Here is a 26,892-nt window from a genome sequence, read left to right as displayed (position 1 = left end):
AAAATAAATAATTAAAAAGCAAATGTTAATGAACACACCCACATCCTTCGCTCGACGACTCATCGATTGGCAGCGCCAACACGGCCGCCACAACCTGCCTTGGCAGGTCAAAGACCCGTATTCCGTCTGGCTTTCAGAAATCATGCTCCAACAAACGCAAGTAGCTACCGTATTGGACTACTATCCGCGTTTCTTAGCCACATTCCCAACCGTGCAATCGCTTGCCGCCGCGCCGCAAGACGAGGTTTTATCCTTGTGGGCAGGCTTGGGCTATTACAGCCGAGCACGCAACCTGCACAAAGCAGCGCAACAAGTCGTCGGACAATTCGGCGGTATCTTTCCATCCGATCGCAAAGACTTGGAAACGCTCTGCGGCGTAGGCAGAAGTACCGCCGCCGCCATTTCCGCCTTTGCTTTCAACCGACGCGAAACCATCTTGGACGGCAACGTCAAACGCGTTCTCTGCCGTGTCTTTGCCCAAGATGGCAATCCGCAAGACAAAAAATTTGAAAACTCGCTTTGGACGCTTGCCGAAAGCCTGATGCCGTCTGAAAACACTGATATGCCTGCCTATACACAAGGACTGATGGATTTGGGCGCAACCGTCTGTAAACGGACAAAACCTTTGTGCCATCAATGCCCGATGGCAGACATCTGCGAAGCAAAAAAACAAAATCGCATTGACGAGCTGCCCCGTAAAAAAGCTGCTCCCGAAGTGCAAACCCTACCGCTTTATTGGCTGATTATTCATAACGCTGACGGCGCATTATTGCTTGAGAAACGCCCTGCCAAAGGCATTTGGGGCGGTCTGTATTGCGTACCCTGTTTTGAAAAATTAGACGATTTGTATGCTTACGCCAAACGCTTCGGCATTGTTTCAGACGGCCTTGAAGAACAAACCACGTTTACCCACCGCCTGACCCACCGCTTATTGATGATTACCCCTTTTCAGACGCAACAAAGGCCGTCTGAACATCTTTCAGACGGCCTTTGGGTATCATCGGAACATTTGACAGATTATGGTTTGCCCAAACCTTTAATCAAATATTTGGCTAAAGGCTAAACCGCCCTATTCCACAATCTCTTTAAATACAACTTCTTTTCCGCCGCGAATCAGCACGGCAAACCCGTCGCCAATTTGCCAACGCGAGCTTGGATTGGTGTACTCGACACCCTGACTGCGCAAGCGGACTTGCACCAGTTTCTCAACCGTATTGCCTTCACGCAGCTCAACCATCATCGGACTGTGGCTGTTGATATAAATTGCAGTAATCGTCCGACCTTGTGCGGATTGATAACGGACAGAATACGTCTGCGCCTGTGCAATGACCGGTAACGGTGCATCAGGGCGCACGGCCTTATACGAGCCGCACGCAGCGCACAAACTCACGCACAAAGCGCAGATGATTTTGTTCAACATAGGCATAGATTAGTAATGGTGATGCGGAATCTCGCCATCAAGACGGTAATAAGTGCCGCAATACGGGCATTCAATCTCACTGTTGGACTGAATCGGCAAGAACACACGCGGATGGCCGTTCCATGTTTCATGATTAGGGCCGGAGCAATGTAGCGGCAAATCCTGCGGCTTGATGACTACAACGTTTTTTTCAGACTGTGTACTCATGGTTTGGTTCCTCACTATGTTTTCTTATCTTCCGATATTGTAAAGCAAAATGGCCGCTAGGTTCAGACTGAAAACATTATATAATCACTTTTTTCAGACGGCCTTTGATGATTATGACCACCCTGCTCCGCCTTCAAGATTTCGATACTTCCGATTCCGCTTCATTTCTTTATACACTCAGCGCAGCCTATTTGGACCACACCGAACAGGCAGGCGACGAGGAAATGTCCGGCCTCAACGACGAACAGCATACATTGACCGCCCTTTGCTATCTCGACAGCCAAGTTCAAGAAGGCGGCTTTGTACAGCTTATCGCTTCAGGATACGGAGAATACATCTTCGGCAATCCGGTTGCCGACAGCCTGCGCCGCTGGCGCATCAAGCCGATACCGAAAATCTTAGACAAAGCCAAAGCCCTGTACGAAAAACACGGCGAAGCCATTGAAAAAATGGCAGACGAGCAAAGGGATTTCGACGAAATCCGCAAAGCTTTTCCCGATTTTGAAGAGCTTGACGGCGATTATTATGACGTTGCCGACGAAGACTTGGAAACTGCGGCAGCGTATGTTCAGGCAAATTGGGATAAATTTGCCAAACTGTCAGACTGAAACCATAAAACTTTGCCGGTTTGAATCATCTGTTCAAACCGGCAAAATTATAAGTACATCAAATTAACGTTTGTTTTTCTGATAAATCGGCATCACTTCAGGCAACATCTTGCGGATTGCATTGATACGCGCTTGATTGGTCGGATGGGTCGACAAAATAGACAATGAGCTGCCGCCCTGTACTTTGTTCATTTTTTCCCACACGCTTACCGCAGCCTCAGGGTTGTAGCCTGCTTCAGCCATCAAACGTACACCGCCGGCGTCCGCTTCGCTTTCCTGATGACGTGAGAACGGTTTGGTCGCCAACAAATCTGCACCCAAGCCGACCAAATCGCCATCCACACCGGTTGAGCTGGCCAAAATCGAACCGCCCAAGCCGGTCAATACTTGTCCGCCCAAAGCTTTTTTGCTGTGTTCCAACAGAGCATGGGTCATTTCATGGCCGACAACGGCGGCAATTTCATCATCAGTCAGCTTCAATTTCTCTACTATGCCGGTGTACACGGCCATTTTACCGCCTGGCATTGCCCATGCGTTCATTTCATCACTGCGGATAACGTTCATCTGCCAGTTGAAAGGCACGCCGGTTTTGTTGGCGCGCTCAGCATGAGGACGCAGACGTGCAAACACGCGTTGAACGCGTTGAGCAGTTGGAGATGAAACATCCAAAGCTTTTTGACCACGCGCGTTTTGAATGACTTGTGAGTAACTTTTGGCAGCATCTTCATTCAAAGTCGCAGTATCGTAGCCAACCATATCCGCTACAGAAGTACAGCCGGTCAACGCCAAAATCACACCCATGCCGGCCCAATATTTTTTATTCCATTTTTTCAACATGTTTTCTCTCTGTGTTTTAAAATTAATGTAACGACATTGTACCCAAATTTAATACCCTTTACACAAAAGGCCGTCTGAACGGTTTCAGACGGCCTTTAAGCGTAATATTTAAGAACGGCGCTGCAGCATCCAAGACTCAATCTTACGCGCATCGTTCACGCGGGTTGTGGAAGACGGAGAGTTGAGCAATACAATGGTAATCGGCTGATTCTGTACATTGGCCTTAACCACCATAGAACGTCCTGCTTCACGAATATAGCCGGTTTTCTGCAATTCGATATTCCAGCTGCCCTCACGCACCAAGGCATTGGAGTTTTTGTAGTTTTGACGACCATTTGCCGTCCAAACCGAGCCGTAATTTGAAGTCGAATTTTTGCGAATCAGCGGATACTTACTGGCTGCCGCAACCATGCGGTTCAAATCGCGTGCAGTGGAAACGTTTTGGAAATTCAAACCGGTAGGCTCATAGAAACGACTGCTGGTCATACCCAGGCTTTGCGCTTTGGCATTCATAGCCGCAACAAATGCGCTCATACCGCCCGGATACGTACGGCCCAATGCATGAGTAGCACGGTTTTCACTGCTCATCAGGCTCAGGTGCAACAGTTCGCCGCGTGTCAGCGTTGTGCCGATGCTCAAACGGCTGCCCGTACCTTTCAAACGGTCGATTTCAGCCTCGGTAATCGTAATCGGCTCGTTCATATCCAGATGTGCATCCAACACCACCATCGCGCTCATCAATTTGGAAATAGAGGCAATCGGCATGACACGATCAGGGTTTTTCTGATACAGCACTTCACCGGTTTTATTATTGAAAATCAGAGCAGATTGCGAAGACAGCAGAGGACCTGCCAAAGCGGCTTGAGCTTCGACTTGGTCGGCATGACTCAATGCAAAAGCTTCCAGCGGGTCATTTTGCACTGGGAAATTTTGCTCCAAAAATTGTCCCAATACATCCATATCATCGGCAACGGCAGGCGCAGAAGCAAAGGCCAATGCCACACCTGTCCATACCATTCCTAAAGTTTTATAGATTTTCATATCTGCCAATTCAAAAAAATACATTTAATTCAACATTCTGTTAAATTTTTCAACAATTGTAAAGCGAGTTGAGAAAACTTTGCGTTTGTTTGCGAGATATTCAAATCCAACGTCCGTATCTGTTTCTTAGACGATACGGCGCAATGCCTGCTCTGATTTGAAAAAACACAAGATAGTCATTATACTTAGGCTCCTTTGTCAGAGGCATTCCCTCAATCCGGCAATACGCCCGAAATATCTGTTCCCCCTTTACAACACAGCCTCCATACAACCATACGAAGAAATTATTATGTCTGAAGAAAAACGCACCTGTTCATTCTGCGGGAAGTCCGAAAACGACGTTAAAAACCTGATCGAAGGCGAACACGCCTTCATCTGCAACGAATGTGTAGAAACTTGCGGCATAATGCTGCAAGACAACGAGTTCGGCGAAATTGAAAACGAGCTTGTCAAAGCGAAAGAAGAAAACGCCGAGAAAAAACTGCCTACCCCGGCCGAAATCGTTGCCAACCTCAACGACCACGTTATCGGTCAGGAACACGCAAAAAAAGCGTTGGCAGTATCGGTTTACAACCACTACAAACGCCTGCGCCACCCGAAAGCGGAGGGCAAAGTCGAGTTGTCCAAATCCAATATCCTGCTCATCGGCCCTACCGGCTCAGGTAAAACCCTGTTGGCGCAATCTTTGGCGCGCAAACTGGATGTACCTTTTGTCATGGCGGATGCCACAACTTTGACCGAAGCCGGTTATGTCGGTGAAGACGTCGAACAAATCATCACCAAACTTTTGGGCAAATGTGATTTTGACGTTGAAAAAGCCCAGCGCGGCATCGTTTATATCGATGAAATCGATAAAATTTCACGCAAAAGCGACAATCCGTCCATCACACGCGACGTATCCGGCGAAGGCGTGCAACAAGCCTTACTGAAACTGATTGAAGGCACGGTAGCCAGCGTTCCCCCTCAAGGCGGACGCAAACATCCAAACCAAGAATTCATCAACGTTGATACCACCAACATCCTCTTTATCTGCGGCGGCGCATTTGCCGGCTTGGAAAAAGTCATCCGACAACGTACTGAAAGAGGCGGTATCGGCTTTGGTGCAGCGGTACACAGCAAAGATGAAAACGCCGATATTTCAGCCCTGTTTGAAACAGTCGAGCCTGAAGACTTGATTAAATTCGGTCTGATTCCCGAGCTTATCGGCCGTCTACCCGTGATTGCCACATTGGCAGAATTGGACGAAGATGCTTTGGTCAACATTTTGACCGAACCGAAAAACGCCTTGGTCAAACAATATCAAACCTTGTTTGCAATGGAAGATGTCGGCCTTGAGTTTGAAGAAGATGCTTTGCGCAGCATCGCCAAACTGGCGATGGAACGTAAAACCGGTGCGCGTGGCCTGCGCTCTATCGTCGAACGTTGCCTCTTGGACACCATGTACACCCTACCAGATTTGAAAGACGTAGCAAAAGTCGTCATCAATAAAGAGGTCGTGGAAAAAGGCGAACAGCCAAAACTTTTCCGCGAAGACGGCAGCGAATATAAGCAATAAGGCCATTCCCTAAAAAAGACGTGTACCCGTTATACGTCTTTTTTATTTTTTAATAAAACCAAAAGCATATCTTTTAATAATGGTCTTATACATAAAAAAACAAAAGCCATCTGAAACATATTCAGACGGCCTTTATTTTCAAGTTGCTCTAAGTCTACCTTCATCCGGAGTATTGATGAGAGTGACTTCCTTGAATTTTATGACACTTATTTTTTTGCTTTCTTAGCAGCTTTTTTAGCAGGAGCAGCTTTGGCGGCAGGCTCAGAAGCCGCAGCTTCAGGAGCAGCAGTTTCAGGAGCAGCTACAGGCTCAGATGCAGCAGGTTCGGAGGCAGCGGATTCAGCGGTACGTTGATAGCCTTTGTCTTTCATGCAGGCATCAAATATAGCGCGATCAGCATTTTCACCAGATGCTTGTTGACATTGAGTCATTGCTTCTTCAACAGTGATGCGTGGCGCTGCCGCTTCTTCAGGTTTGGAAGAAGAACAAGCTGCCAACATCAGGCTACCGGTTGCAAGAGCGATTAATAAAGTTTTCATAATTGTATATTCCTAAATTTTGATTTTATGGTTTACCGTTAAACGGGAGATACAGGCTACAAAACAAGCTCTGTACCCCAATATTGAGTACATGAGTACAATTTAGTTTCATTTCAGCCTGTAAGTTTTTGATAAATTAATTCTATTGACGTTAAGACAAATGCTTAATTCCCAATAAACTCAAAATCTTGCAGGCCAGTAATTTTTTCTGTTTTTTTCACTGTAAAAATATCAAAACTTGGTCAATCCTAGCCGCAACCATCATTTGGGGAGTCCCTCTTTTTATGGCATAATGGACTACTTGACGGATTATTCCGCTCCCCATTTTTTTCAAACCGCAGAATCAACATCATACTGCGGTTTGTCCATTTCAGAATCAGATTTTTCAGACGGCCTATCATTCAAAAGGCCGTCTGAACAGAAAGCCACCATCATGAATCCTTTCTCTTCACTCGGTTTAGGCAGCGAATTAGTCTCTGCCCTGACCGATCAGGGTTATGAAAACCCGACGCCTATCCAAGCAGCAGCAATTCCCAAAGCCTTGGCAGGACACGACCTTTTGGCCGCGGCACAAACCGGTACAGGTAAAACCGCCGCCTTTATGCTGCCCAGCCTCGAACGCCTGAAACGCTACGCCACATCCAGCACCTCCCCTGCCATGCACCCTGTCCGCATGTTGGTATTAACCCCGACCCGCGAACTGGCCGATCAAATCGATCAAAACGTGCAGGCATACATTAAAAATCTTCCTTTGCGCCACACCGTCCTCTTCGGAGGCGTCAATATGGACAAACAAACTGCCGACTTGCGCGCTGGTTGTGAAATCGTTGTTGCCACGGTTGGCCGACTGCTCGACCACATCAAGCAAAAAAACATCAATTTAAACAAAGTTGAAATCGTCGTACTCGACGAAGCCGACCGTATGCTTGATATGGGTTTCATCGACGATATCCGCAAAATCATGCAGATGCTGCCCAAACAGCGACAAACCCTGCTTTTCTCCGCCACTTTCTCACCGCCTATCCGAAAGCTCGCGCAAGATTTTATGCACACGCCTGAAATGGTTGAAGTAGCTGCGCAAAACACCACCAACGCCAATGTCGAGCAACACATCATTGCCGTTGATGCACTCAAAAAACGCAACCTGCTCGAACGTCTGATTGTTGATTTGCATATGAATCAAGTCATTGTATTCTGCAAAACCAAACAAAGCGTCGATCAAGTTACCCGCGACCTCGTCCGTCGCAATATTGCCGCGCAATCCATCCACGGCGACAAATCCCAACAAAGCCGACTAGAAACCCTCAACGCCTTTAAAGAAGGTACATTACGCGTTTTGGTTGCCACTGACGTTGCCGCACGCGGCCTGGATATTGCCGAGTTGCCTTTCGTCATCAACTACGAGCTGCCAACCCAACCTGAAGACTACGTCCACCGCATCGGACGTACCGGCCGGGCCGGTGCCGACGGCGTTGCCATTTCCTTGATGGATAAAACCGAACAGAAAATGTTTGAAGCCATTAAAGAGCTGACCGGCAGCGATTTGAATGTGGAACGCATCGAAGGTTTTGAGCCGCATTGGTGGGGTAACGACAATCAAGATGAAGCCGAAGCGCAACCAGTTCAGCACAACGACAGCCGCTCTCGCCGCGATGATAGAAACAAACGCAGCGAATACGCGAATAAATCAGACAAAAACTCGAAAAAAGCAGAAGAGAAAAACGATCCGGGTATTGTCTGCGGTAAAATTGCCGGCAGAACACGCCGCAGCCGTCACGAGCGTCAACCTTGTGCCCTACTCCAACCTAGCTTTGGCGTAAAGTAAACAACGCTGATTAATCGGTTTTCTGATTATTTATCCTAAACAAAGGCCGTCTGAAACTTATCTTTCAGACGGCCTTTTATTAAACTAAAAATAAAAAGGACATGATGAACACATCCTTTATTTTTCCGTTTCAGACGGCCTTTGTTACTTAAGGCCGTCTGAAAATCGGTTTACCTTGCTATATATTAAACATTCACTTTCTCGGCTACTTCGTTGTAGCTGTCGATTTCGTTGAAGTTCATGTAGCGGTAGATTTGGTCGCCCTGCTCGTTGATGATACCGATATTGGCTTGGTATTCTTCAACAGTCGGGATTTTACCCAGTTTGGAGCAGATTGCCGCCAACTCAGCCGAGCCGAGGTAAACAAAGGTGTTTTTACCCAAGCGGTTCGGGAAGTTACGGGTAGAAGTGGACATTACAGTCGCGCCTTCGTGTACTTGTGCTTGGTTACCCATACACAATGAGCAACCCGGCATTTCCATACGCGCGCCTGCACGGCCGAGTACACCGTAGTGACCTTCGTCAGACAACTCTTTCGCATCCATTTTGGTCGGCGGTGCCATCCACAGACGTACTGGGATGTCGCTCTTGCCTTCCAAGAGTTTGGAGGCGGCACGGAAGTGACCGATATTGGTCATACAAGAACCGATGAACACTTCGTCGATTTTGGTGCCGGAGCGTTCAGACATGAAGCACACGTCGTCAGGGTCGTTCGGGCAAGCAATAATTGGCTCTTTAATGTCGTCCATGTTGATTTCAATCACGGCGGCGTATTCGGCATCTTTATCCGCTTCGAGCAATTCAGGATTTGCCAACCATGCTTCCATGGCTTTGATACGGCGTTCCAAAGTGCGTGAATCTTGATAGCCGTCGGCAATCATGTTTTTCATCAACACAATATTGGATTTCATGTACTCGATAATCGGCTCTTTGTTGAGCTTCACAGTACAGCCTGCGGCGGAGCGTTCGGCAGATGCGTCAGTCAATTCAAAGGCTTGTTCCACTTTCAAATCAGGCAGGCCTTCGATTTCGAGGATGCGGCCGGAGAAGATGTTTTTCTTACCGGCTTTGGCAACAGTAAGCAGGCCTTGTTTAATCGCGTACAGCGGAATGGCGTTCACCAAATCACGCAGGGTTACGCCCGGTTGCAGTTTGCCGCTGAAGCGTACCAATACAGACTCAGGCATATCGAGCGGCATTACACCAGTAGCTGCTGCGAAAGCAACCAAGCCGGAGCCGGCAGGGAAAGAAATACCGATAGGGAAACGGGTGTGGCTGTCGCCACCGGTACCAACTGTATCAGGCAACAACAGACGGTTGAGCCATGAGTGAATCACGCCGTCGCCCGGACGCAGGGATACGCCGCCACGGGTGGAAATAAAGGCTGGCAATTCTTTATGGGTTCTCACATCGACAGGTTTTGGATAAGCCGCGGTGTGACAGAAAGACTGCATCACCATATCTGCTGAGAAGCCCAAGCAAGCCAAGTCTTTCAATTCGTCGCGAGTCATCGGACCGGTAGTATCTTGCGAGCCGACAGTAGTCATGCGTGGTTCGCAGTAAGTACCCGGACGCACGCCTTTACCTTCCGGCAAACCGCAGGCACGACCAACCATTTTTTGAGCTAATGTGAAACCGGCTTTGCTTTCGGCAGGCGCTTGAGGCAGACGGAACTCGGTAGAAGCAGGCAATTTCAGTGCTTCGCGCGCTTTGGCAGTCAGGCCACGACCGATAATTAGGTTGATACGGCCACCGGCTTGTACTTCATCCAGCAATACTTGTGATTTCAATTCAAAATCGGCAACAGTTTCGCCGTTTTTCACGATCTTGCCTTCATAAGGCAGGATATCGACGACATCACCCATTTTCAGCGCGGAAACATCGACTTCAATCGGCAGTGCGCCGGAGTCTTCTTGAGTATTGAAGAAAATAGGAGCAATTTTGCCACCCAGGCATACGCCGCCGAAACGTTTGTTCGGTACGAACGGAATATCTTCGCCGGTATGCCAAATTACGGAGTTGGTAGCAGATTTACGTGAAGAACCGGTACCGACCACGTCACCAACGTAAGCAACTGGATGGCCTTTGGCTTTGAGTTCTTCCAGCAATTTAATCGGACCAACTTCGCCAGGTTTGTCAGGATTGATGCCGTCGCGCGGGTTTTTCAACATCGCCAGCGCATGCAGAGGAATATCAGGACGGCTCCATGCATCAGGTGCAGGAGAGAGGTCGTCTGTATTGGTTTCGCCGTCGACTTTGAAGACGGTAACAGTGATTTTTTCTGGAACTTTGGCACGAGAGGTGAACCATTCGGCATCTGCCCAAGATTGCAATACTTCTTGCGCGTATTTGTTGCCTTTTTCGGCTTTTTCTTGAACATCGTGGAAAGAGTCAAACATCAACAGAGTGTGTTTCAGACCATTTGCAGCGATAGGCGCAAGTTTGTCGTTGTCCAAGAGTTCGATGAGTGCATGAATGTTGTAACCGCCAAGCATGGTACCCAACAGCTCGGTAGCATACTCAGGGGAAATCAGCGGACTGGATGCGCTGCCTTCGGCAACGGCAGCCAAAAATGAGGCTTTAACTTTGGCGGCATCGTCCACACCGGGCGGTACGCGGTGAGCCAACAGCTCAACCAAGAATTCATCTTCACCGGCAGGTGGATTTTTCAGCAGCTCAACCAAATCAGCAGTCTGCTGAGCAGTCAGAGGAAGGGGGGAATACCAAGGGCGGCGCGCTCGGCGGCGGCTTTACGATAGGCTTCTAACATCTCTTTGTTCCTTTTTCTGTTTTTTCTTCTGGGCAATTGCAAATGATTTGCAATTAAAGATTGTAAACAATCCTTTTAAGCATCATAGACCAGTTTTCAAAAAATGGGAACAGTTATGTTACTGAATGTAATAAATTTAAACTATTTTATTTAATGTGTTAATAGTCTAATTATCTAAAGCTACCCTATTCTAGGCGTTTTAGCCAAACAGACGGGAAACTTCCGCTGATTTTTTACGGTACGGCAATATGATTTCAACGCGGAACAGGCCGTCTGATTGGATGTTTCTGATTTTCGCGTCGGTGTCATACATCAAAGTCAAGCGCTCTTTCAGATTGCGCAAGGCCATAGAATTGCCTTTATGCGGCTTGGTATTTTCATTAGGTTCCGTTCCGCACGGATTTTCGATACTGATGAAAATAGATGATTTTTCCAATTTTGTTAATACCGTAATTATCCCTGGACGGTGGATAGATTCGACACCATGGAATACGGCATTTTCCAAAAGCGGTTGCAGCAGCAGATGCGGCGTTTCCGCATCATCGGGCGCATGGTGTTGCCACATAACCTGTACACGCATATGTCCCATGCGGATTTGTTCGATGGCAATATACTCCTGCGCCCACTCGATTTCCTGCCCCAAGGTGCTGTTTTGACTACCGTCGCGCAGTTGTGCGCGGAACAAATTGGCCAGATTTTCCAGCAAAGTTTCCGCATCATACGGACGCAGACGGATTAAGCTGATGGCGGCATTCAGGCTGTTAAACAAGAAATGCGGACGGATACGCGCTGTCAACGCGCTCAATCTGGCTTCGGAAATGGAAGGTGCAAGGCTGTTTCGGCGTGCCGCTTCGATGTACATGAAACTGAAACAAAAAAAGGTCAGCAAGAAGAAGTGTTGGATCAACGGCCAAATCTCCGTCTTCAAAATCACTAAATCGACAAACAAGAAAATCAGCAGGTTGGAGACGTAGGAAACCACGACGCTATACTGTGAGCGAAGCAGGGACGGCGCAAATGCCTGTAAGAAATAGACCTTGAGTAAAATTAAGAGGATGACGGGGCAAGCCCATGAAAAATGTTGGAAAATCTGTTCCGGATAAGGCACACCCGATACCGTCATCAACGGAAAGATAAACAAACTGATTAACAAAACAATGAGCAGGCGCACCAGAGTTGCGGAATTGCGCAAATCCGGCACTGCGAAATTCTGGTTTATTTGACGTATAATAGACATGATTTCAACCGTTTTCTTTCATAATGTATAGACGGGTCTGCTATATTGAAGACGTAGACCCTGTTTTTTTATTTATATTTTAAGGATGCTGATATGAGCAAGGACAAAACCTGGTCAGGCCGTTTTAACGAACCTGTTTCCGAGCTGGTCAAAAAATATACCGGCTCGATTGATTTTGACAAACGACTGGCAGAATGGGACATCCAAGGCTCGCTGGCACACGCGCAAATGCTGACACAGTCGGGCGTTTTGAGCGAAGACGACCTCTCCGCCATCCGTCAGGGCATGGCCGAGATTATAGCAGAAATCAAAGAAGGAACGATTTCCTGGTCGCTGGATTTGGAAGATGTCCACATGAACATCGAACGCCGCCTCACCGACAAAATCGGCGATGCCGGCAAACGCCTGCACACCGGCCGCAGCCGCAACGACCAAGTTGCTACCGACATCCGCCTGTGGCTCCGCGATCAAATTACCGTTATTCAAAGCCTGATTCAAAACCTTCAGACGGCCTTGGTTGATTTGGCGGAACAAAACGCCGAAACCGTTATGCCAGGCTTTACCCACCTGCAAGTTGCCCAACCGGTCAGCTTCGGGCATCACATGCTCGCCTATGTTGAAATGCTCGGCCGCGATTTCGAGCGCATGGCCGACTGCCGCAAACGCGTCAACCGTATGCCGCTCGGCGCTGCAGCCCTTGCCGGTACCACCTACCCGATTCAACGCGAAATTACCGCCGAACTGTTGGGCTTTGAGCAAATCTGCCAAAACTCGCTCGATGCCGTATCTGACCGCGATTTTGCCATTGAGTTCACGGCTGCCGCTTCTCTGATTATGGTTCACCTGAGCCGTCTTTCCGAAGAATTGATTTTGTGGATGAGCCCGCGTTTCGGCTTTATCGATATTGCCGACCGTTTCTGCACCGGCTCTTCCATCATGCCGCAAAAGAAAAACCCCGACGTACCCGAACTTGTGCGCGGCAAATCCGGTCGCGTGATTGGCCACCTGATCGGCCTGGTTACCCTGATGAAATCGCAACCTTTGGCATACAACAAAGACAATCAGGAAGACAAAGAGCCTTTGTTTGACACTGCCGATACACTTATCGACACCCTGCGCATTTACGCAGACATGATGCGCGGCGTGACCGTCAAACCTGACAATATGCGCGCCGCCGTAATGCAGGGTTTTGCAACGGCTACCGACTTGGCGGATTACTTGGTGAAAAAAGGCATGCCTTTCCGCGACAGCCACGAAGTTGTTGCCCAAGCCGTGCGCCATGCTGATGAAGCTGGCGTCGATTTGAGCGAATTGCCGCTTGAAGTCCTGCAAGGCTTCAGCGGTTTGATCGCCGACGATGTTTACAGCGTGCTGACACCCGAAGGCAGCTTAAACGCGCGCAACCACTTGGGCGGTACTGCGCCTGAACAAGTCCGTTTCCAAGTCAAACGCTGGCGTGAATTGTTGGCTTAAACCCATCTAAACACACAATAAAAGGCCGTCTGAAAACTGGAAACAGGATTTCAGACGGCTTTTTTATGGTTTTTAAAATATTACAAAGATTTTTAAAAGGTAATTAAGGATTGAATTTATTTTGAGATTTTTTTCAAAACAAAAGTAGCAAGCGCCGCTAGTCCGGCTAATCCTCCTCCTATTATGGCTATTGCAATATTATTTTCTGTTTGCTCTCTACTTTTTCGTTTTTTTCTTTCATCAATATTTTCTTTTTTGCTATCTTCTTTGTTATAGAAAAATACAAATTCACTCTCAATATCATCTAAGTAGTTTATTTGGATAGAAGAACTTAATGGGCCATTTTTAAATTCGCTATTGAGATTTTCTTTCCATGTCCATAAGACAACTTTCCATTTGTTAAATAAAGCTTCTTCAATTAAAGGTTTCATATCCAGATCTCCACTCATCAGATGCATTACTCCTGCTTCTGTTCTGTATTTGAGTATGGCTTTGACACCAAGAGCAACAATTTTTCCATCTACTCCCTTTTCACCATTTGAAGTTCGCTCGTAAGTATGTACTTCAAATCCTTTATTTTTCATGTAATTCCAAAAAGAATCTTGTTGTGTTGCATTTTCCTTTTGTTGCTGAGTTGAACCGACGATGATTTTTTTAATTTTTTTGCTACAAATCAGTTTATTTGCAAAGTTAGGATAATTAAATCGTGCTTCATAATCATATCGGTTTTTTAAACCAATGAATATATTTGAGTTATCAATAAGTAGTAAGTCCATCGATGCTTTGTTCCAATAATTGGTTAAAAATTGGTTCTCAATTTAATATAAGAAAACTCATACAGAACGAGTTTGAACTGATACATATTCTGTATCTTAGGTGTTCGGCTGTATGAGTTTTATTTGTATATATTTTAAGACCTGATAAACATTGAAGAAGGTATTTTTCTCTTCTAGGCCATCTTTTATGTCTATTTAGTTAACAATGGAATATTCTCAGTGGAGTCTACTTCACTTGAGGGTTGGGTTTCATTGTTCTTATTCTTATTCAATGCCTTATAGGCCAAAAATCCTAAAAGGGAAATAGTTGATATCACAGCTAATGCTTTAATATTGCCAGCTGAACGAGTAGCTGCTTTGGCTGCTAAATGTTCTGTGTATTTTTTAGTGCCGTATGCTGTAGCAGCAGTGATGGTTACAGGGACTGCAGCGACCACTCCAATACCAGCGCCCATCCCTCCTCCAACTATTCCACCTATTGTTGCTAATGTCCCAGTTATTTCTGCTGCACTCATTGTAGAAGCGACAGCCCCGATTCCCCCCACAGTTCCTACTCCACTCAGAATTCCTGTTTTATACTCTATACTCATGATATAACACTCCAATATGCTGTTAAAACTTAATAAACTAAATTTTTATTCTAAATTAATAAAATAAAAAAATCAACTATTTTGAATAGTACCACTTTTAAGTTCTCTATTAATTTTACTCAAAATTTCCAATAGTTTTTTTGGAGGTCTTACAAATAAAACTAGAGACCTTTACCCTATTCGAAAAAAGACAACCGCAGCATAAAAACATGCCGTCTAAAAACATTTTCAGACGGCATGTTTCATTATTAAAGCTTAACGCGGATGAACCATATCGGCAGGAACAACCAATTCGTCAAACTCTTCGCCTGTCAGCAAGCCCAATTCGATGGCGGTTTCGCGCAACGATTTGTCGTTTTTATAGGCGGTTTTGGCGACTTTGGCGGCGTTTTCATAGCCGATTTTACGGTTTAACGCAGTAACCAACATCAGGGAATGGTGCAGGAAATAGTCGATTTTTTCCGGCACGGGTTCGATGCCGACGGCGCAGTTTTCGTTGAAGCTGTTGCACGCGTCGCCCAAGAGGCGGATAGATTGCAAGAGGTTGTAGGCGATAACGGGCATATAGACGTTCAGCTCGAAATTGCCCGACGCGCCCGCCATGCCGATGGTAACGTCGTTGCCGAACACTTGGCAGCACACCATCGTCATCGCTTCGCATTGGGTCGGGTTGACTTTGCCCGGCATGATGGACGAACCCGGCTCGTTTTCGGGGATTTTGATTTCGCCCAAACCGCAGCGCGGGCCACTTGCCAGCCAGCGGATGTCGTTGGCGATTTTGTTCAGGCTTGCCGCCAGCGTTTTCAATGCACCCGAAGCAGCAACGGCGGCATCTCGCCCGCCCAAAGCTTCAAACTTGTTCGGCGCGCTGACAAACGGCAGGCCGGACAATTCGGCGAGTTTGGCGGCGGCTTTTTCGGCGTATTCGGGATGACTGTTCAAACCCGTGCCGACCGCCGTGCCGCCCAAAGCGAGTTCATACAAATCTTTAAGCGCATCGTTCAGACGGCCTAAACCGTGATCGAGCTGGGAAACGTAGCCGGAAAACTCTTGTCCCAAAGTCAGCGGCGTCGCGTCCTGTAAGTGGGTGCGGCCGATTTTGACGATGGGGGAGAAAGCTTGGGCTTTTTTGTCCAATGTATCGCGCAAGGCTTTTACTGCCGGAATAAGGTGGCGGTTGATTTCAATCGCGGCGGCGACGTGGATGGCGGTCGGGAACGCGTCGTTGGTCGATTGCGCGTGGTTCACATGGTCGTTGGGATGGACGGGCTGATATGCCGCCAAACCCGTACCGGCGATTTCGTTGGCGCGGTTTGCCAGCACTTCGTTCATGTTCATATTGGACTGCGTGCCGGAACCGGTCTGCCACACTACCAATGGGAACTGCCCATCAAGCTTGCCGTTCAACACATCATCCGCCGCCTGCGTAATCAAATCCGCCTGTTCAGGCTTAATCCTGCCAAGGGAAACATTGGTGGCGGCTGCGGCTTTTTTCACCAGAGCCAAAGCGTAAATCAACGGCTGCGGCAGGGTTTCGCCGCCGATTTTGAAATTGTTGCGGCTGCGCTGGGTCTGCGCGCCCCAATAGGCTTCGGATGGGACTTCGACATTGCCCATGGTGTCGTGTTCGGTACGGGTACTCATGCGTTTCTCCTATATTTAAATATAAATAATAATGATTCGTAAAATTATTATAACCAGCAATAGGCCGTCTGAAAAGAGAGATATTTTTTCAGACGGCCTATGCTGCTCTATAAACGGAAAACACAAACGCAAAATAAAACCCAGATACAAACCTCGCTAACACTCTTCTCTTCTAAAAGTTTTTAGCCCGTATCGGCTTGTGTTCAAGGCTAAAGCTTTCCTTACCGACAATAAAGTTTTGTCGGCTTCAGACACTTTATCATTTCTTTACTTTGCCTCTCTCTAAGAGCATAATAAATAAAAATGATTATCAGGATATAAGCCATGAAACAAAACCATTTGATTTGCTTGTTAATGAGCAGCTTTGCCGCTGCAAACGGCTTTGCCGAAACCTTGGCAGACCCGGATGAAATCCAGCCTGTCAAAACCTTCTCCCCGCCCAAACCGATTGCACCGACCGCCGCGCAAGGCTATTTCCCCGAAAACCAGTTCGACCGCACCGACCGCAGCGATCATTACTTTGTTACCGAAAACATAGACCAAGCCTTCCGTCCGCTGAAGGCAAACAGTGGCTTTTACGGCAAAAGCTTTTACAATTCTATTACCGCGCAAGCGCGCGGGGCAAAGGTGTACGGCGTGGCCAACCTCAATCACACCAAGGCCAACGGCTATAAAGACGGCGACGGTAATCAGACCGATTGGAAATACAGCCGTTTTAATCAAGCTTTGGTACTCGGTTTCGTGCCGTCTGAAAATCAGGAATACCGCCTCACCTACCTACACGACGACATCAATAACGACCGCCAGCCGCAGTTCGTCAACGACGCATTGGATACCGAACGCCACATCGCCAAACTCAACGCTCGTTGGGGCAATGCCGATTTGAGCAATACGGTCAGCGCGGAAGCAGGCGTCATCAAACTCAAACGCCATGCCGACAATTACTCCCTGCGCCAAAACAACACACCGCAGCAAGTGTTCGTAGAGCTTGACCGCAAAGTGTACGACTTCTCGCTCAAACACGATGCGGACTTCGGCAAATTCCACAACACGGCCGCCGTCAGCTACCGCAATGACAGCCAAAACGGCGAGCGTAACGCCCACACTCCCATGCGCGATTTCCTCAACGGCTACCGTTTCGCCGATGTGCACATCGACCGCTGGCGCATTGCCGATACCCTGTCTTACAAGTTTGACGACCAACACAAACTGAGCTTGGGCTTAAGCTACGAAATCAACGAAGCGGACGTTCGCAAAAATACAGCGCAACCCGCCCACCCGATGAACCGTAATCTCGCCTTCGCCTCATCACAACAAATCTGGAAAACCCATTACGGCTACGACTTCGACGGCAAAGTGCGCCGCCATGCCTTTTCAGGCGAACTCAAATACGATTTCACGCCGTCTGAAACGCAAAAATACAGCGTCTTCCTTGCTCACTTAGAACGAATCGGCGACAACACCGAACGCTTCAACTCGCTTGCCGCCATCGTGCAAAACCGCATGAACGGCGCGTTGATGAACCAAAATCCAGCCGCCGCCATCGCAGGCAACCCCCTGCTGAAAACCGAAAAACACAACCGCATCAAGCTCACCGCCGACAGCCGCAACGACTACTACAACGGCTACATGAACTCGTTGGCAGGCGCAGGCTGGAACGTGGGCGGCACACTTGTGGCGGACAAAGTCAAAGACCTGATTATTTTTGACCGCGCACACGGACAAAGCGGCACGGCTTCCAAAGGCGGCGGCATCATCACACGCAACGTGGACGCACGATTGTTTACCGCGCAGGCCTACGCGCGTTACAACTTCAATCCGCATTGGGCGGCAGGCATCAAAGCCACCTACAACTACGGACACAACGAAACCGACGGCAGACCGCTCTATCAAATCCGTCCGTTTGAAGCCGCCGTCCAAGCCGACTACAAAAACTACTTTGCCCACGGCAGCTACAACATCGGCGCGGCAGCACGCTTTGTCGCCAAACAAACGCGCGGCGATTTTGACGCGGCAAGCGGTCTGGGCATAGACAAACGTGAAGCTGCCAAAGGCTTTACCGTTGCCGACGTGTACGCCGGCGTAAACATCAAAGACAAATACGGCTTGCGCCTGGGTGTGAACAACGTGTTCAACAAAAAATACGCCGAACACATCAGCGGCGACCACGTCCTCGCCTTGTCGCCCAGTGTAGTGTATGCACCGGGCAGGACATATTGGTTGAGTTTGCATGCGGCTTTTTAAAACCAGGCCGTCTGAAAGAATGCCTACACTGGCTTATTAAGAATTAGGAGATAAAAAATGGATATGAAAAGACGTGATTTCTTAAAAATGACCGCCGCGCTGGCAGCAGCAGGCGTTTCGCCTTCGCTGTTGGCTGCCGGTAAAGAACAATTTACCGTGTACGGCGCACCGGCAATGCCCAGCGTTACCATTGCCGTAGCGGCGTTGCAAGGCAAGCTGGCGAAGCAGGCGGATGTGTCGCTGAAAATCTGGCGCTCGCCCGACCAACTGCGCGCGGGCGTAGCGAGCGGACAATTTAAAGTGATGATGAGTCCGAGCAATGTCGGCGTAAACCTGCGCAACCAAGGTCAGAAAGTCGGCATGGTCAATATTTTGACCAACGGCATCACGCAGCTGATGTGCAAAGACAGCACGATTGCCTCGCCGCAGGATTTGGTCGGCAAAAAAATCCTCGTGCCGTTTAAAAACGACATGCCCGACATCGTGCTGCAAGCCTTGTTGAAAAAACTGAAAATCGACACACACAAAGTCGGCATCACCTACACCGCCACGCCACCCGAAGCAGTCGGACTGTTTTTAAGCAAAGACTACCACGCCGCCATCCTGCCCGAACCGATGGCAACCGCCAGCATGCTCAAAGGCAAAACCATGGGCGTAAACGTCGTGCGCGGTTTTGACTTGGTAAAAGCATGGGGACAGGCGTTTGATACCAAACCGCTGATTCCGATGGCAGGCATCATCGCCAACGAAGAATATTTCCACACACACAAGGCGCAGTTCGACATCTTCCATCAGGATTTGAAAAACGCGCTCAACTGGATACTTGCCAACCGCCAAAGCGCGGCGAAAATCGGCAAAAACTACCTCCCCGCCCCGAACCCGCCCTAGTCATGGGCTTGGACGGCGCACGGCTGACGGTAACCAAAGGCAGCGAAGTGAAGAACGAGATTTTGAAGTTTTACGAAATCCTGATGCAGTTCAACCCGAAACTCTTAGGAGGCAAGCTGCCGGATAACGGGTTCTTCTTGGCTTAAAAGGAGAAGAGGTCGTCTGAAAATAGTGGAATAGCCATAAATATCTGATTTGTCATTTTCAGATGGCTTGTCAGATAATAATTAGAACAGTACACAAAAAGCCGTCATTCCCGCATAGGCGGGAATCCAGTCCTTGATATTGCAGGAATGTTTTAAAATTGTAGCAACGTCAAAACTCTGGATTCCCGCCTACGCGGGAATGACGATAGGTGGTAACAGCGGATTGGGTTGCCAAAACTAGAAACCGTTGAATTACCTGAAATGTCAGGACATAACCCAACTTACGTTTACTACAATTTTTGTAAATAAACCCCAAATTTTCTGATTATAATTTAGGCTATAAAACTTCGACTTTTACAGCAGATGATAAGGAATAGTTGATGAAATATTTTACCGCAAAAAAAGCATATGCAACCTTATGCTTGTTACCCTTCCTTGCAGCCTGTAATCCGCAGTTGCAGGCTAATGCCCAAGAGAAACTGCCGAAAGAGCGGTTTACGGCGGATGATGCAGTAGGCAGTTTGGCCGGGATACCGTTGCGTATGTCTAGCTATATTTTCTTATCGTTTCCTGAATATGAAGATACTCCACATGGTCTTTCAAAAGAATGGGAAACTTATAATCCTCCCACCCGTACATTGAAATCTCCTCTTCGTGTATTTTCGATCGGATGGAATATAAAAACGAACGAACTTTACGATTTACGTAATCAGACGATGTACGACTACTCCGACAGTGCAGCGAAGCCGGAAAACCCTTGGATAGATTTCGCATTTAGGGCAGGTAAAATACCTTCGTCAGATTTTTTGGATGAGATGCTGAAAATAAAGTTGCAGTATAAACCCAATCTTCCCGAGCATAGCTTTAAGTCAACAGGAGAAGAACTGTATGGATTGGAGGTGTACAAACAGCTTGAACCTGACACCAATACGAAAACGACTGATACGCTTTTTATCGGCAGGGATAAGGACGGGAACGTAACAACTTATATTTCCTGCTTCGATAATAATAAAAATGAGGCGATTAATCCGCCCTGTAGTCATGATTTTCTATCAGGCAGTAATCCGTATATCAAGTTTACTGCCTCATACAGCAGGTTCTATTTGAAAGACTGGAGAAAAATCGAACATAAATCTAAAGAAATATTGGAGGAATTTAAGGATAATGCCAAGCACTCAGAACGTAAACTTTAACTTTTACAGCAGATAATAAGGAATAGTTGATGAAATATTTTACCGTAAAAAAATTATATGCCGCCTTCTGCCTGTTGCCGTTTTTAATCGCTTGCAATCCGCCGCAAAAAAACGATGCACAGGCTGTATTTGATCAAAAAGAGAGTCGTTATCCCTATCCGCATCATGATACGGTCGGCAATTTCGGCGGTATCCCCATCCGTTTTTCTTCATATATTACTCCCGGCCCTGTTGTCAGTTACGAAGACACGCCGAGTGGTTTGTCGAAGGAATGGGAAACCTATAATCCTCCACCTCGAACCTTAGAATCCCCTCTAACCGGATTTTTAGTTATATGGAACCTGAAAACGGACGAGATTTTCGATTTGCGAAATCAGACGGGATTTGATTATTATGATGCCATGGATTATCCGGAAAACCCTTGGGTGGAGTTCAGCTATCATGCGGATAAAACGCCTTGGTCATTGGACTTTTTGACCAAGAAACTGGAGAGGGATTTAAGGTATAAACCTACTCTTCCAGAATATAGTTTTAAGTCTACGGGTGAAAAACTATACGGATTGGAGGTATATAAACAACTTGAACCCGACACCAATACAAAAACAACTGATACGCTTTTTATAGGCAGGGATAAGAATGGGAACGTAACAACTTATATTTCCTGTTTCGATAACAACAAAAATGAGTCAATTAATCCTCCATGCAGCCACAATTTTCTGTCAGGCAATAATCCGTATATCACATTTGATGCCTCATACAGCAGGTTTTATTTGAAAGACTGGAGGAAAATCGAAAGTCAGTCCAAAAAAATATTGGAAGAATTTAAGGATAATGCCAAGCATCCAGAACGTAAACTTTAACTTTTACAATAGAAAAGAAAGGAATTGAAAATGCCTGCAACCATTAGATTAAACGATATTGAGCGCTATCAGAATATGATTAAAACGCAAGGCGTACAAGGTGCTATCCGTGTTTACGAAGAACTTTTGTCCAAGGGTTACGACTATGCGGGTTGGGCAAAAGGCGTTGCCAAAGGCGATACTGTAACGGGCGAAGCCGCCATTCTGTTTATGGAGGAAACCTCGGGACGGAAATTCAGTGAAAGTAAGCTGAATGAAATCCGTGTCGATATGGCTAAGGGGTATCTTGATGCATTAACAGTTCAAATGAGCAAAACGGGTCAAACCGATACCGATGTTAAATTTGAAAAAATCCGCGATTTCCATGAGAAAGCGTTCATTAAGCACAAATTGAGCTTGAAGAACTGGACACTTGAAGAGCCTATGCGCCTGCTGGGTAAATACGGACACGGTAAAGCGACGCAGGAAAGAATATGGCGGGATCTTGCCAAGACTCAGGGAGACGGACCGGATGCGGTGGCGGCAAGCGTCACGCTATACCTGACCGTTGCTGATTTTGCCAACGGTGCGATTGATGTCGATAAAAACGGCAAGTACTCCCCCAGACCGCAGGCAGTTACGCCTTATTCCCTGCCGATTTACGGATATGAGCACAGCGTCCGTCGCGTTGACGCAGACGACCAAAAGCAAGCATTGGACTGGCTGAAACATGCGGCACAATGGCGTTCGCTCTCTAAAATAGTTGCCAATGATGCCCAAGATATTACAGATCAAAAAATCGGTTTGGCAATGGGAAGCCCTACATTTCAAGGAATTCAGACAGAAGCAGACAATATCGCAATGTCTGCTTCGGCAAGCCGAGCCCAAACAGCGGAGGATAGGCTTAAGCACCTGATTGACGGACTTAAGAATGATACAGACAGTTCGTTTGCCTTACAGATGAGGGAAGAGAACAAAGACGTAATTGAAGCATTTAAAAAGGAGCTAGATGAAAGACTTGAAGTAGTCCGACAATCAGAGAAATCTTCTGAATTTCAACAGGAATTGGTGCAACAGGCACAGCAAGAACGCTCTCGCGGAATCAGTTTGTCTTAGAAATATCGGATAGGTCGTCTGAGAAATAGGCAAATATTTTTCAGACGACCCATCATCTCCAAACCATCCCCATCAACCAACACCCAAACCATGATTAAAACCGACAAAATCCGTAAACCGCAGCCTGCGGTGTTTTACATCATCGACTACCTTTGGAGCGGCTTTGCCGGTTTGAGCGTGGCAATGGTGGTGGTGGCGTTGTGGGCGTGGGGCAGCGCCGTGTTCGGTGAGTTTATGCTGCCTGCGCCGGTGGAGGTGTTTCAAAAGTCATTTGATTTATTGAAACATTTTCAGGACAACGAAATCGGGATTTCGCTGTGGCGGTCGGTGGTGGGGATTTCGGTTGCTTTGGTAGCGGGATTGGCGGCAGGGCTGGTGGCGGGCAGTTTTAAGACGGCGATGGCGTTGCTCAAGCCTGTGATTACGATTTTGTTGGCGATGCCGCCGATTATTTGGGTGGTGATGGCTCTGTTTTGGTTTGGTTTCGACAATCCGAGCGTGTTGTTTACCATCATTGTGTTGGTTGCGCCGCTGACATTTGCGAGTGCGGCGGTCGGGATGGCGAGCGTGAACAAGCAGCATGAGGAATTGTTTGACGCTTATAAATTAGGCCGTCTGAAAAAAATCCGTTATCTGTATATCCCGCATCTGACGGGTTATGTGATTTCCAGCATCGGCGTGGCGGTGGCGATGGGGGTGAAGGTGGTGATTATGGCGGAACTCTTGGGCGCGAGCGAAGGCGTGGGCGCGCGGATTGCGGACGCAAGGGCGATGCTGGAGACTTCGACGGTGATGGCTTATGTGGTGCTGGTTATCGTGTTTGTGTCGCTGTTTGAATACCTGATTACCAAACCTTTGGAAATTTTGTTTATGCCGTGGAGAAGATGATGCTCTGTCTTGAAAACGTGCGTTTTGAAATTCTCCGCGACCCCATCGTGCGCGATTTCAGTTTGAACTTGCAACATGGTGAAGTGAAAGCCTTGTTCGGGCCGAGCGGCTGCGGCAAGACGACGGTTTTGCGGCTGATTGCGGGCTTGGAAACGCCAAAATCGGGCACGATACGCAATACTTTCCGCAAAACGGGTTTTCTGTTTCAGGAAAACCGCCTGCCGGGAAACTTGACCGCGATGCAGAATATCGCTATTTTTATGGACAAACCCGATGAAGGCGAAATCATCGCGCTGGCGGCGAAAGTCGGACTGACTGCGGGCGATTTGAACAAATATCCGACCGAATTGTCCGGCGGCATGGCGAAACGGGTAGCATTTTTGCGCCTGCTGCTGTGCGGCTGCGACCTTGCCTTGCTGGACGAGCCGTTCGTCGGTTTGGACCGCGATTTGCGCGATATTTTGGTCGCCATGCTGGTGGAAAAAATCGAGCGGCAGGGCATGGCGTGTATGCTGGTAACGCACGACCGCTTCGAAGCCGCGCGCCTGAGCCATGAAATCATGCTGCTTTCCACTAAGGGCATGAACGTACAAAACGTGATGACCCTGCCCACGCCGCTGTCCGAACGCGATTCGGCTTTTGAGGAGGCCGTGGTGGCAAGGGAGTTTCAGGGGATTCATTATTATGAGTGATGAGGGGATTTGATTATCTGACGAACCTTGCGGTTCGTTGCCCTCTCCCTAACCCTCTCCCACGGAGAAAGGGGATCAGGTTTCTCAAAATCAGAGAGCCGTAGAATTGGGAATCAGATGTCAGGTAAACCTGAAAATGTTCAGGCTCGACAGCCCAATTCCCTCTCCCCGTGGGAGATGGCTAGGGAGAGGGTAAGCAAGCCGCAGGCTTGCCTCTTTAGCGAAAGATACGAATCTGTTATCCGAACGCGATTCGGTTTTTGAAAAAGCCGTGGTGCCAAGGGGGCAGGGGATTCATTATGAGGTGCTTTATGTTTTCGACTGTGATTACTGCTGCTGTTTTATATATTGCTACAGCAGTAGATTTGTTGGTAATACTATTAATATTTTTTGCTAGAGCAAATACTAGAAAAGAATATCGAGATATTTATATCGGACAATATTTAGGTTCTGTAATTTTAATATTAGTTAGTTTATTTCTAGCTTTTGTTTTGCATTATGTTCCGGAAAAATGGGTGTTGGGTTTATTAGGTTTAATACCGATTTACTTAGGTATTAAAGTTGCTATTTACGACGATTGTGAGGGCGAAAAAAGAGCTAAAAAAGAATTGGATGAAAAAGGGTTGTCAAAATTAGTCGGTATTGTTGCTTTGGTTACAGTTGCTAGTTGTGGTGCAGATAATATTGGACTTTTTGTTCCTTACTTTGTGACTTTAGATCTTATCGACTTATTAGTTACTCTTCTTGTATTTTTAATATTGATTTTTGTTTTAGTATATACAGCACAAAGATTGGCTAATATTTCAGGTGTTGGTGAAATTGTAGAGAAGTTTAGTCGTTGGATAATGGCTGCTATTTATATTGGTTTAGGGTTATTTATTATTATTGAAAATAATACAATTCAAACAATAATATCAATGATATGAATGATACGGGCATTTGAGTATCTGACGAACCTTGCGGTTCGTTGCCCTCTCCCTAACCCTCTCCCACGGGGAGAGGGAATCAGGTTGCTGAAAATTAGAGGGCGCAGGATTGGGAATTAGATGGCAGGTAAACCTGAAAATGTTCGGGTTTGGCAGCTTAATCCCCTCTCCCCGTGGGAGAGAGCTAGGGAGAGGGCAAGCAAGCCGCAGGCTTGCCTCTTTGGCAAAAGATACGACCCTGTCCACCCAATAAATCCATATCCGAAAGCATCTTCATGCAGAATCAAGCCAAGCCATGAATAAATTTTTCACCCACCCCATGCGGCCGTTTTTCGTCGGCGCGGCGGTGCTTGCCATACTCGGCGCGTTGGTGTTTTTCATCAGCCCTAGTGCCGTCATTTTGCACCGCCAAATCTTCTTAGAACTCATGCTGCCTACGGCATATGGCGGCTTCCTGACTGCCGCCATGCTTGAATGGACGGGCTATCAAGGCCGTCTGAAACCTGTCGCTACTTTGATGGCGGCATTATTGCTCGCCGCATCCGCCCTACTGCCCTTTTCGCCGCAAACTGCCTCGTTTTTCGTTGCCGCCTATTGGCTGGTGTTGCTGCTGTTCTGCGCCTGGCTGATTTGGCTCGACCGCAATACCGACAATTTCGCCCTGCTAATGTTGCTTACCGCGTTTACCGTTTTTCAGACGGCCTATGCCGTTAGCGGCGATTTGAACCTGTTGCGCGCGCAAGTGCATTTGAACATGGCGGCGGTCATGTTCGTATCCGTGCGCGTCAGCGTCCTTCTAGGCGCGGAAGCCCTCAAAGAATGCCGTCTGAAAGACCCCGTATTCATCCCCAACGTCGTCTATAAAAATATCGCCATTACCTTCCTGCTCCTGCACGCCGCCGCCGAACTTTGGCTGCCCGCGCAAACCGCCGGTTTTACCGCGCTCGCCGTCGGCTTCATCCTGCTCGCCAAGCTGCGTGAGCTTCACCATCACGAACTCCTGCGCAAACACTACGTCCGCACTTATTACCTGCTCCAGCTCTTTGCCGCCACAGGCTATCTGTGGACAGGCGCGGCGAAACTGCAAAATCTGCCCGCCTCCGCTCCCCTGCACCTGATTACCCTCGGCGGCATGATGGGCGGCGTGATGATGGTATGGCTGACTGCCGGACTGTGGCACAGCGGCTTTACCAAACTCGATTATCCCAAACTCTGCCACATTGCCGTCCCCCTACTCTTTATGGCTGCCGTCTCGCGCGCTTTCTTGATGAACGTGAACCCGATATTTTTCATTACCGTTCCTGCGCTTCTGACCATCGCCGTGTTTGTACTGTATCTTTTCACGTTTGTACCGATATTTCGGGAAAATTCGTTTACGGATGATCCGGAATAAAACAAAAGGCCGTCTGAAACTTTCAGACGGCCTTGGCTTTAAATA

General features: G+C 47.7%; 22 protein-coding genes and 2 pseudogenes. 14 read left to right on the top strand and 10 right to left on the bottom strand.

Annotated features, from left to right (window positions below):
• Window positions 1–28 precede the first annotated feature (28 nt).
• On the top strand, window positions 29–1,063 hold the full coding sequence (mutY, locus tag KCG55_RS07085) for an A/G-specific adenine glycosylase (RefSeq protein ID WP_254322549.1): 1,035 nt from the start codon (window positions 29–31) through the stop codon (window positions 1,061–1,063).
• Window positions 1,064–1,069: 6 nt separating this feature from the next.
• On the opposite strand, the gene KCG55_RS07080 is transcribed toward mutY, so the two are convergent.
• Together KCG55_RS07080 and KCG55_RS07075 are read right to left on the bottom strand one after the other, a co-directional pair.
• Complete coding sequence (locus KCG55_RS07080) at window positions 1,070–1,426, bottom strand: hypothetical protein (protein WP_254322547.1); 357 nt, start codon at window positions 1,424–1,426, stop codon at window positions 1,070–1,072.
• A gap of 3 nt (window positions 1,427–1,429) precedes the next feature.
• Complete coding sequence (locus tag KCG55_RS07075; RefSeq protein ID WP_003745781.1) at window positions 1,430–1,627, bottom strand: zinc-finger domain-containing protein; 198 nt, start codon at window positions 1,625–1,627, stop codon at window positions 1,430–1,432.
• A 113-nt stretch (window positions 1,628–1,740) separates the two neighbouring features.
• Here KCG55_RS07075 and KCG55_RS07070 point away from each other — a divergent pair, with 113 nt between their 5' ends.
• Window positions 1,741–2,235, top strand: a complete 495-nt coding sequence (locus tag KCG55_RS07070; RefSeq protein ID WP_254322546.1) for a DMP19 family protein — start codon at window positions 1,741–1,743, stop codon at window positions 2,233–2,235.
• A 63-nt stretch (window positions 2,236–2,298) separates the two neighbouring features.
• Here the strand turns inward: KCG55_RS07070 and KCG55_RS07065 are convergent, their stop codons facing one another.
• Window positions 2,299–3,072, bottom strand: a complete 774-nt coding sequence (locus KCG55_RS07065; RefSeq protein ID WP_003745777.1) for a M48 family metallopeptidase — start codon at window positions 3,070–3,072, stop codon at window positions 2,299–2,301.
• A 108-nt stretch (window positions 3,073–3,180) separates the two neighbouring features.
• Window positions 3,181–4,089: a serine hydrolase gene (locus KCG55_RS07060; protein WP_432757685.1), complete on the bottom strand. Its 909-nt coding sequence runs from the start codon at window positions 4,087–4,089 to the stop codon at window positions 3,181–3,183.
• A gap of 313 nt (window positions 4,090–4,402) precedes the next feature.
• On the opposite strand from KCG55_RS07060, the gene clpX reads away from it, so the two are divergent.
• Window positions 4,403–5,668, top strand: a complete 1,266-nt coding sequence (clpX, locus tag KCG55_RS07055) for an ATP-dependent Clp protease ATP-binding subunit ClpX (RefSeq protein WP_254322544.1) — start codon at window positions 4,403–4,405, stop codon at window positions 5,666–5,668.
• A 206-nt stretch (window positions 5,669–5,874) separates the two neighbouring features.
• Here clpX and KCG55_RS07050 read toward each other — a convergent pair whose 3' ends face one another.
• A complete protein-coding gene (locus KCG55_RS07050) occupies window positions 5,875–6,207 on the bottom strand; it encodes a hypothetical protein (RefSeq protein ID WP_254322542.1) in 333 nt (110 codons plus the stop codon).
• A 361-nt stretch (window positions 6,208–6,568) separates the two neighbouring features.
• On the opposite strand from KCG55_RS07050, the gene KCG55_RS07045 reads away from it, so the two are divergent.
• The gene (locus KCG55_RS07045) at window positions 6,569–8,032 is read left to right on the top strand and encodes a DEAD/DEAH box helicase (protein WP_432761070.1); all 1,464 of its coding nucleotides are present in this window, start codon (window positions 6,569–6,571) and stop codon (window positions 8,030–8,032) included.
• Window positions 8,033–8,217: 185 nt separating this feature from the next.
• Here the strand turns inward: KCG55_RS07045 and acnB are convergent.
• Together acnB and KCG55_RS07035 are read right to left on the bottom strand one after the other, a co-directional pair.
• Window positions 8,218–10,802, bottom strand: a pseudogene (gene acnB, locus KCG55_RS07040) (bifunctional aconitate hydratase 2/2-methylisocitrate dehydratase).
• 199 nt (window positions 10,803–11,001) lie between these two features.
• Window positions 11,002–12,039 carry a sensor histidine kinase gene (locus KCG55_RS07035; protein ID WP_049331614.1) on the bottom strand — a complete coding sequence of 346 codons (1,038 nt, stop codon included), beginning with the start codon at window positions 12,037–12,039 and terminating at the stop codon, window positions 11,002–11,004.
• A 93-nt stretch (window positions 12,040–12,132) separates the two neighbouring features.
• Between KCG55_RS07035 and argH the strand changes: the two genes are divergently transcribed.
• Complete coding sequence (argH, locus tag KCG55_RS07030) at window positions 12,133–13,512, top strand: argininosuccinate lyase (RefSeq protein ID WP_036491665.1); 1,380 nt, start codon at window positions 12,133–12,135, stop codon at window positions 13,510–13,512.
• 116 nt (window positions 13,513–13,628) lie between these two features.
• Here the strand turns inward: argH and KCG55_RS07025 are convergent, their stop codons facing one another.
• The 3 genes from KCG55_RS07025 to fumC all read right to left on the bottom strand — a co-directional run bounded on the left by KCG55_RS07025 (window position 13,629) and on the right by fumC (window position 16,522).
• Complete coding sequence (locus KCG55_RS07025; protein WP_254322541.1) at window positions 13,629–14,288, bottom strand: NYN domain-containing protein; 660 nt, start codon at window positions 14,286–14,288, stop codon at window positions 13,629–13,631.
• Window positions 14,289–14,479: 191 nt separating this feature from the next.
• Entirely contained in the window at window positions 14,480–14,878 is a 399-nt protein-coding gene (locus KCG55_RS07020) for a hypothetical protein (protein WP_254322539.1), read from the bottom strand.
• 255 nt (window positions 14,879–15,133) lie between these two features.
• Entirely contained in the window at window positions 15,134–16,522 is a 1,389-nt protein-coding gene (gene fumC, locus KCG55_RS07015; RefSeq protein WP_254322537.1) for a class II fumarate hydratase, read from the bottom strand.
• Between the two features lie 324 nt (window positions 16,523–16,846).
• Between fumC and KCG55_RS07010 the strand changes: the two genes are divergently transcribed.
• The 9 genes and pseudogenes from KCG55_RS07010 (at window position 16,847) to KCG55_RS06970 (ending at window position 26,847) form a co-directional block, all read left to right on the top strand.
• A complete protein-coding gene (locus KCG55_RS07010; protein WP_254322535.1) occupies window positions 16,847–18,766 on the top strand; it encodes a TonB-dependent receptor in 1,920 nt (639 codons plus the stop codon).
• A gap of 57 nt (window positions 18,767–18,823) precedes the next feature.
• A pseudogene (locus KCG55_RS07005) lies at window positions 18,824–19,800 on the top strand (ABC transporter substrate-binding protein).
• 380 nt (window positions 19,801–20,180) lie between these two features.
• Window positions 20,181–20,993 carry a hypothetical protein gene (locus KCG55_RS07000; protein ID WP_254322533.1) on the top strand — a complete coding sequence of 271 codons (813 nt, stop codon included), beginning with the start codon at window positions 20,181–20,183 and terminating at the stop codon, window positions 20,991–20,993.
• Between the two features lie 29 nt (window positions 20,994–21,022).
• Window positions 21,023–21,853 (top strand): hypothetical protein, encoded by an 831-nt coding sequence (locus tag KCG55_RS06995; protein WP_254322532.1) that lies wholly within the window; start codon window positions 21,023–21,025, stop codon window positions 21,851–21,853.
• A 30-nt stretch (window positions 21,854–21,883) separates the two neighbouring features.
• On the top strand, window positions 21,884–22,948 hold the full coding sequence (locus tag KCG55_RS06990) for a hypothetical protein (protein WP_254322530.1): 1,065 nt from the start codon (window positions 21,884–21,886) through the stop codon (window positions 22,946–22,948).
• Window positions 22,949–23,038: 90 nt separating this feature from the next.
• Window positions 23,039–23,836, top strand: coding sequence for an ABC transporter permease (locus KCG55_RS06985; RefSeq protein ID WP_254322528.1), 798 nt, complete (start codon window positions 23,039–23,041; stop codon window positions 23,834–23,836).
• Window positions 23,836–24,528 carry an ATP-binding cassette domain-containing protein gene (locus tag KCG55_RS06980; protein ID WP_254323649.1) on the top strand — a complete coding sequence of 231 codons (693 nt, stop codon included), beginning with the start codon at window positions 23,836–23,838 and terminating at the stop codon, window positions 24,526–24,528. The genes KCG55_RS06985 and KCG55_RS06980 overlap by 1 nt, the downstream gene beginning before the upstream one ends.
• Window positions 24,529–24,839: 311 nt before the next feature.
• Window positions 24,840–25,454 carry a CadD family cadmium resistance transporter gene (locus KCG55_RS06975; RefSeq protein WP_254322526.1) on the top strand — a complete coding sequence of 205 codons (615 nt, stop codon included), beginning with the start codon at window positions 24,840–24,842 and terminating at the stop codon, window positions 25,452–25,454.
• Between the two features lie 295 nt (window positions 25,455–25,749).
• Window positions 25,750–26,847 carry an NnrS family protein gene (locus KCG55_RS06970; protein WP_254322525.1) on the top strand — a complete coding sequence of 366 codons (1,098 nt, stop codon included), beginning with the start codon at window positions 25,750–25,752 and terminating at the stop codon, window positions 26,845–26,847.
• Window positions 26,848–26,892: the final 45 nt, after the last annotated feature.

This window comes from Neisseria subflava (assembly GCF_024205745.1).
GTDB lineage: Bacteria > Pseudomonadota > Gammaproteobacteria > Burkholderiales > Neisseriaceae > Neisseria > Neisseria flavescens_B.
The sequence above is the reverse complement of the archived record's forward strand: the minus strand, read 5'-3'. Positions and strand labels throughout refer to the sequence as shown.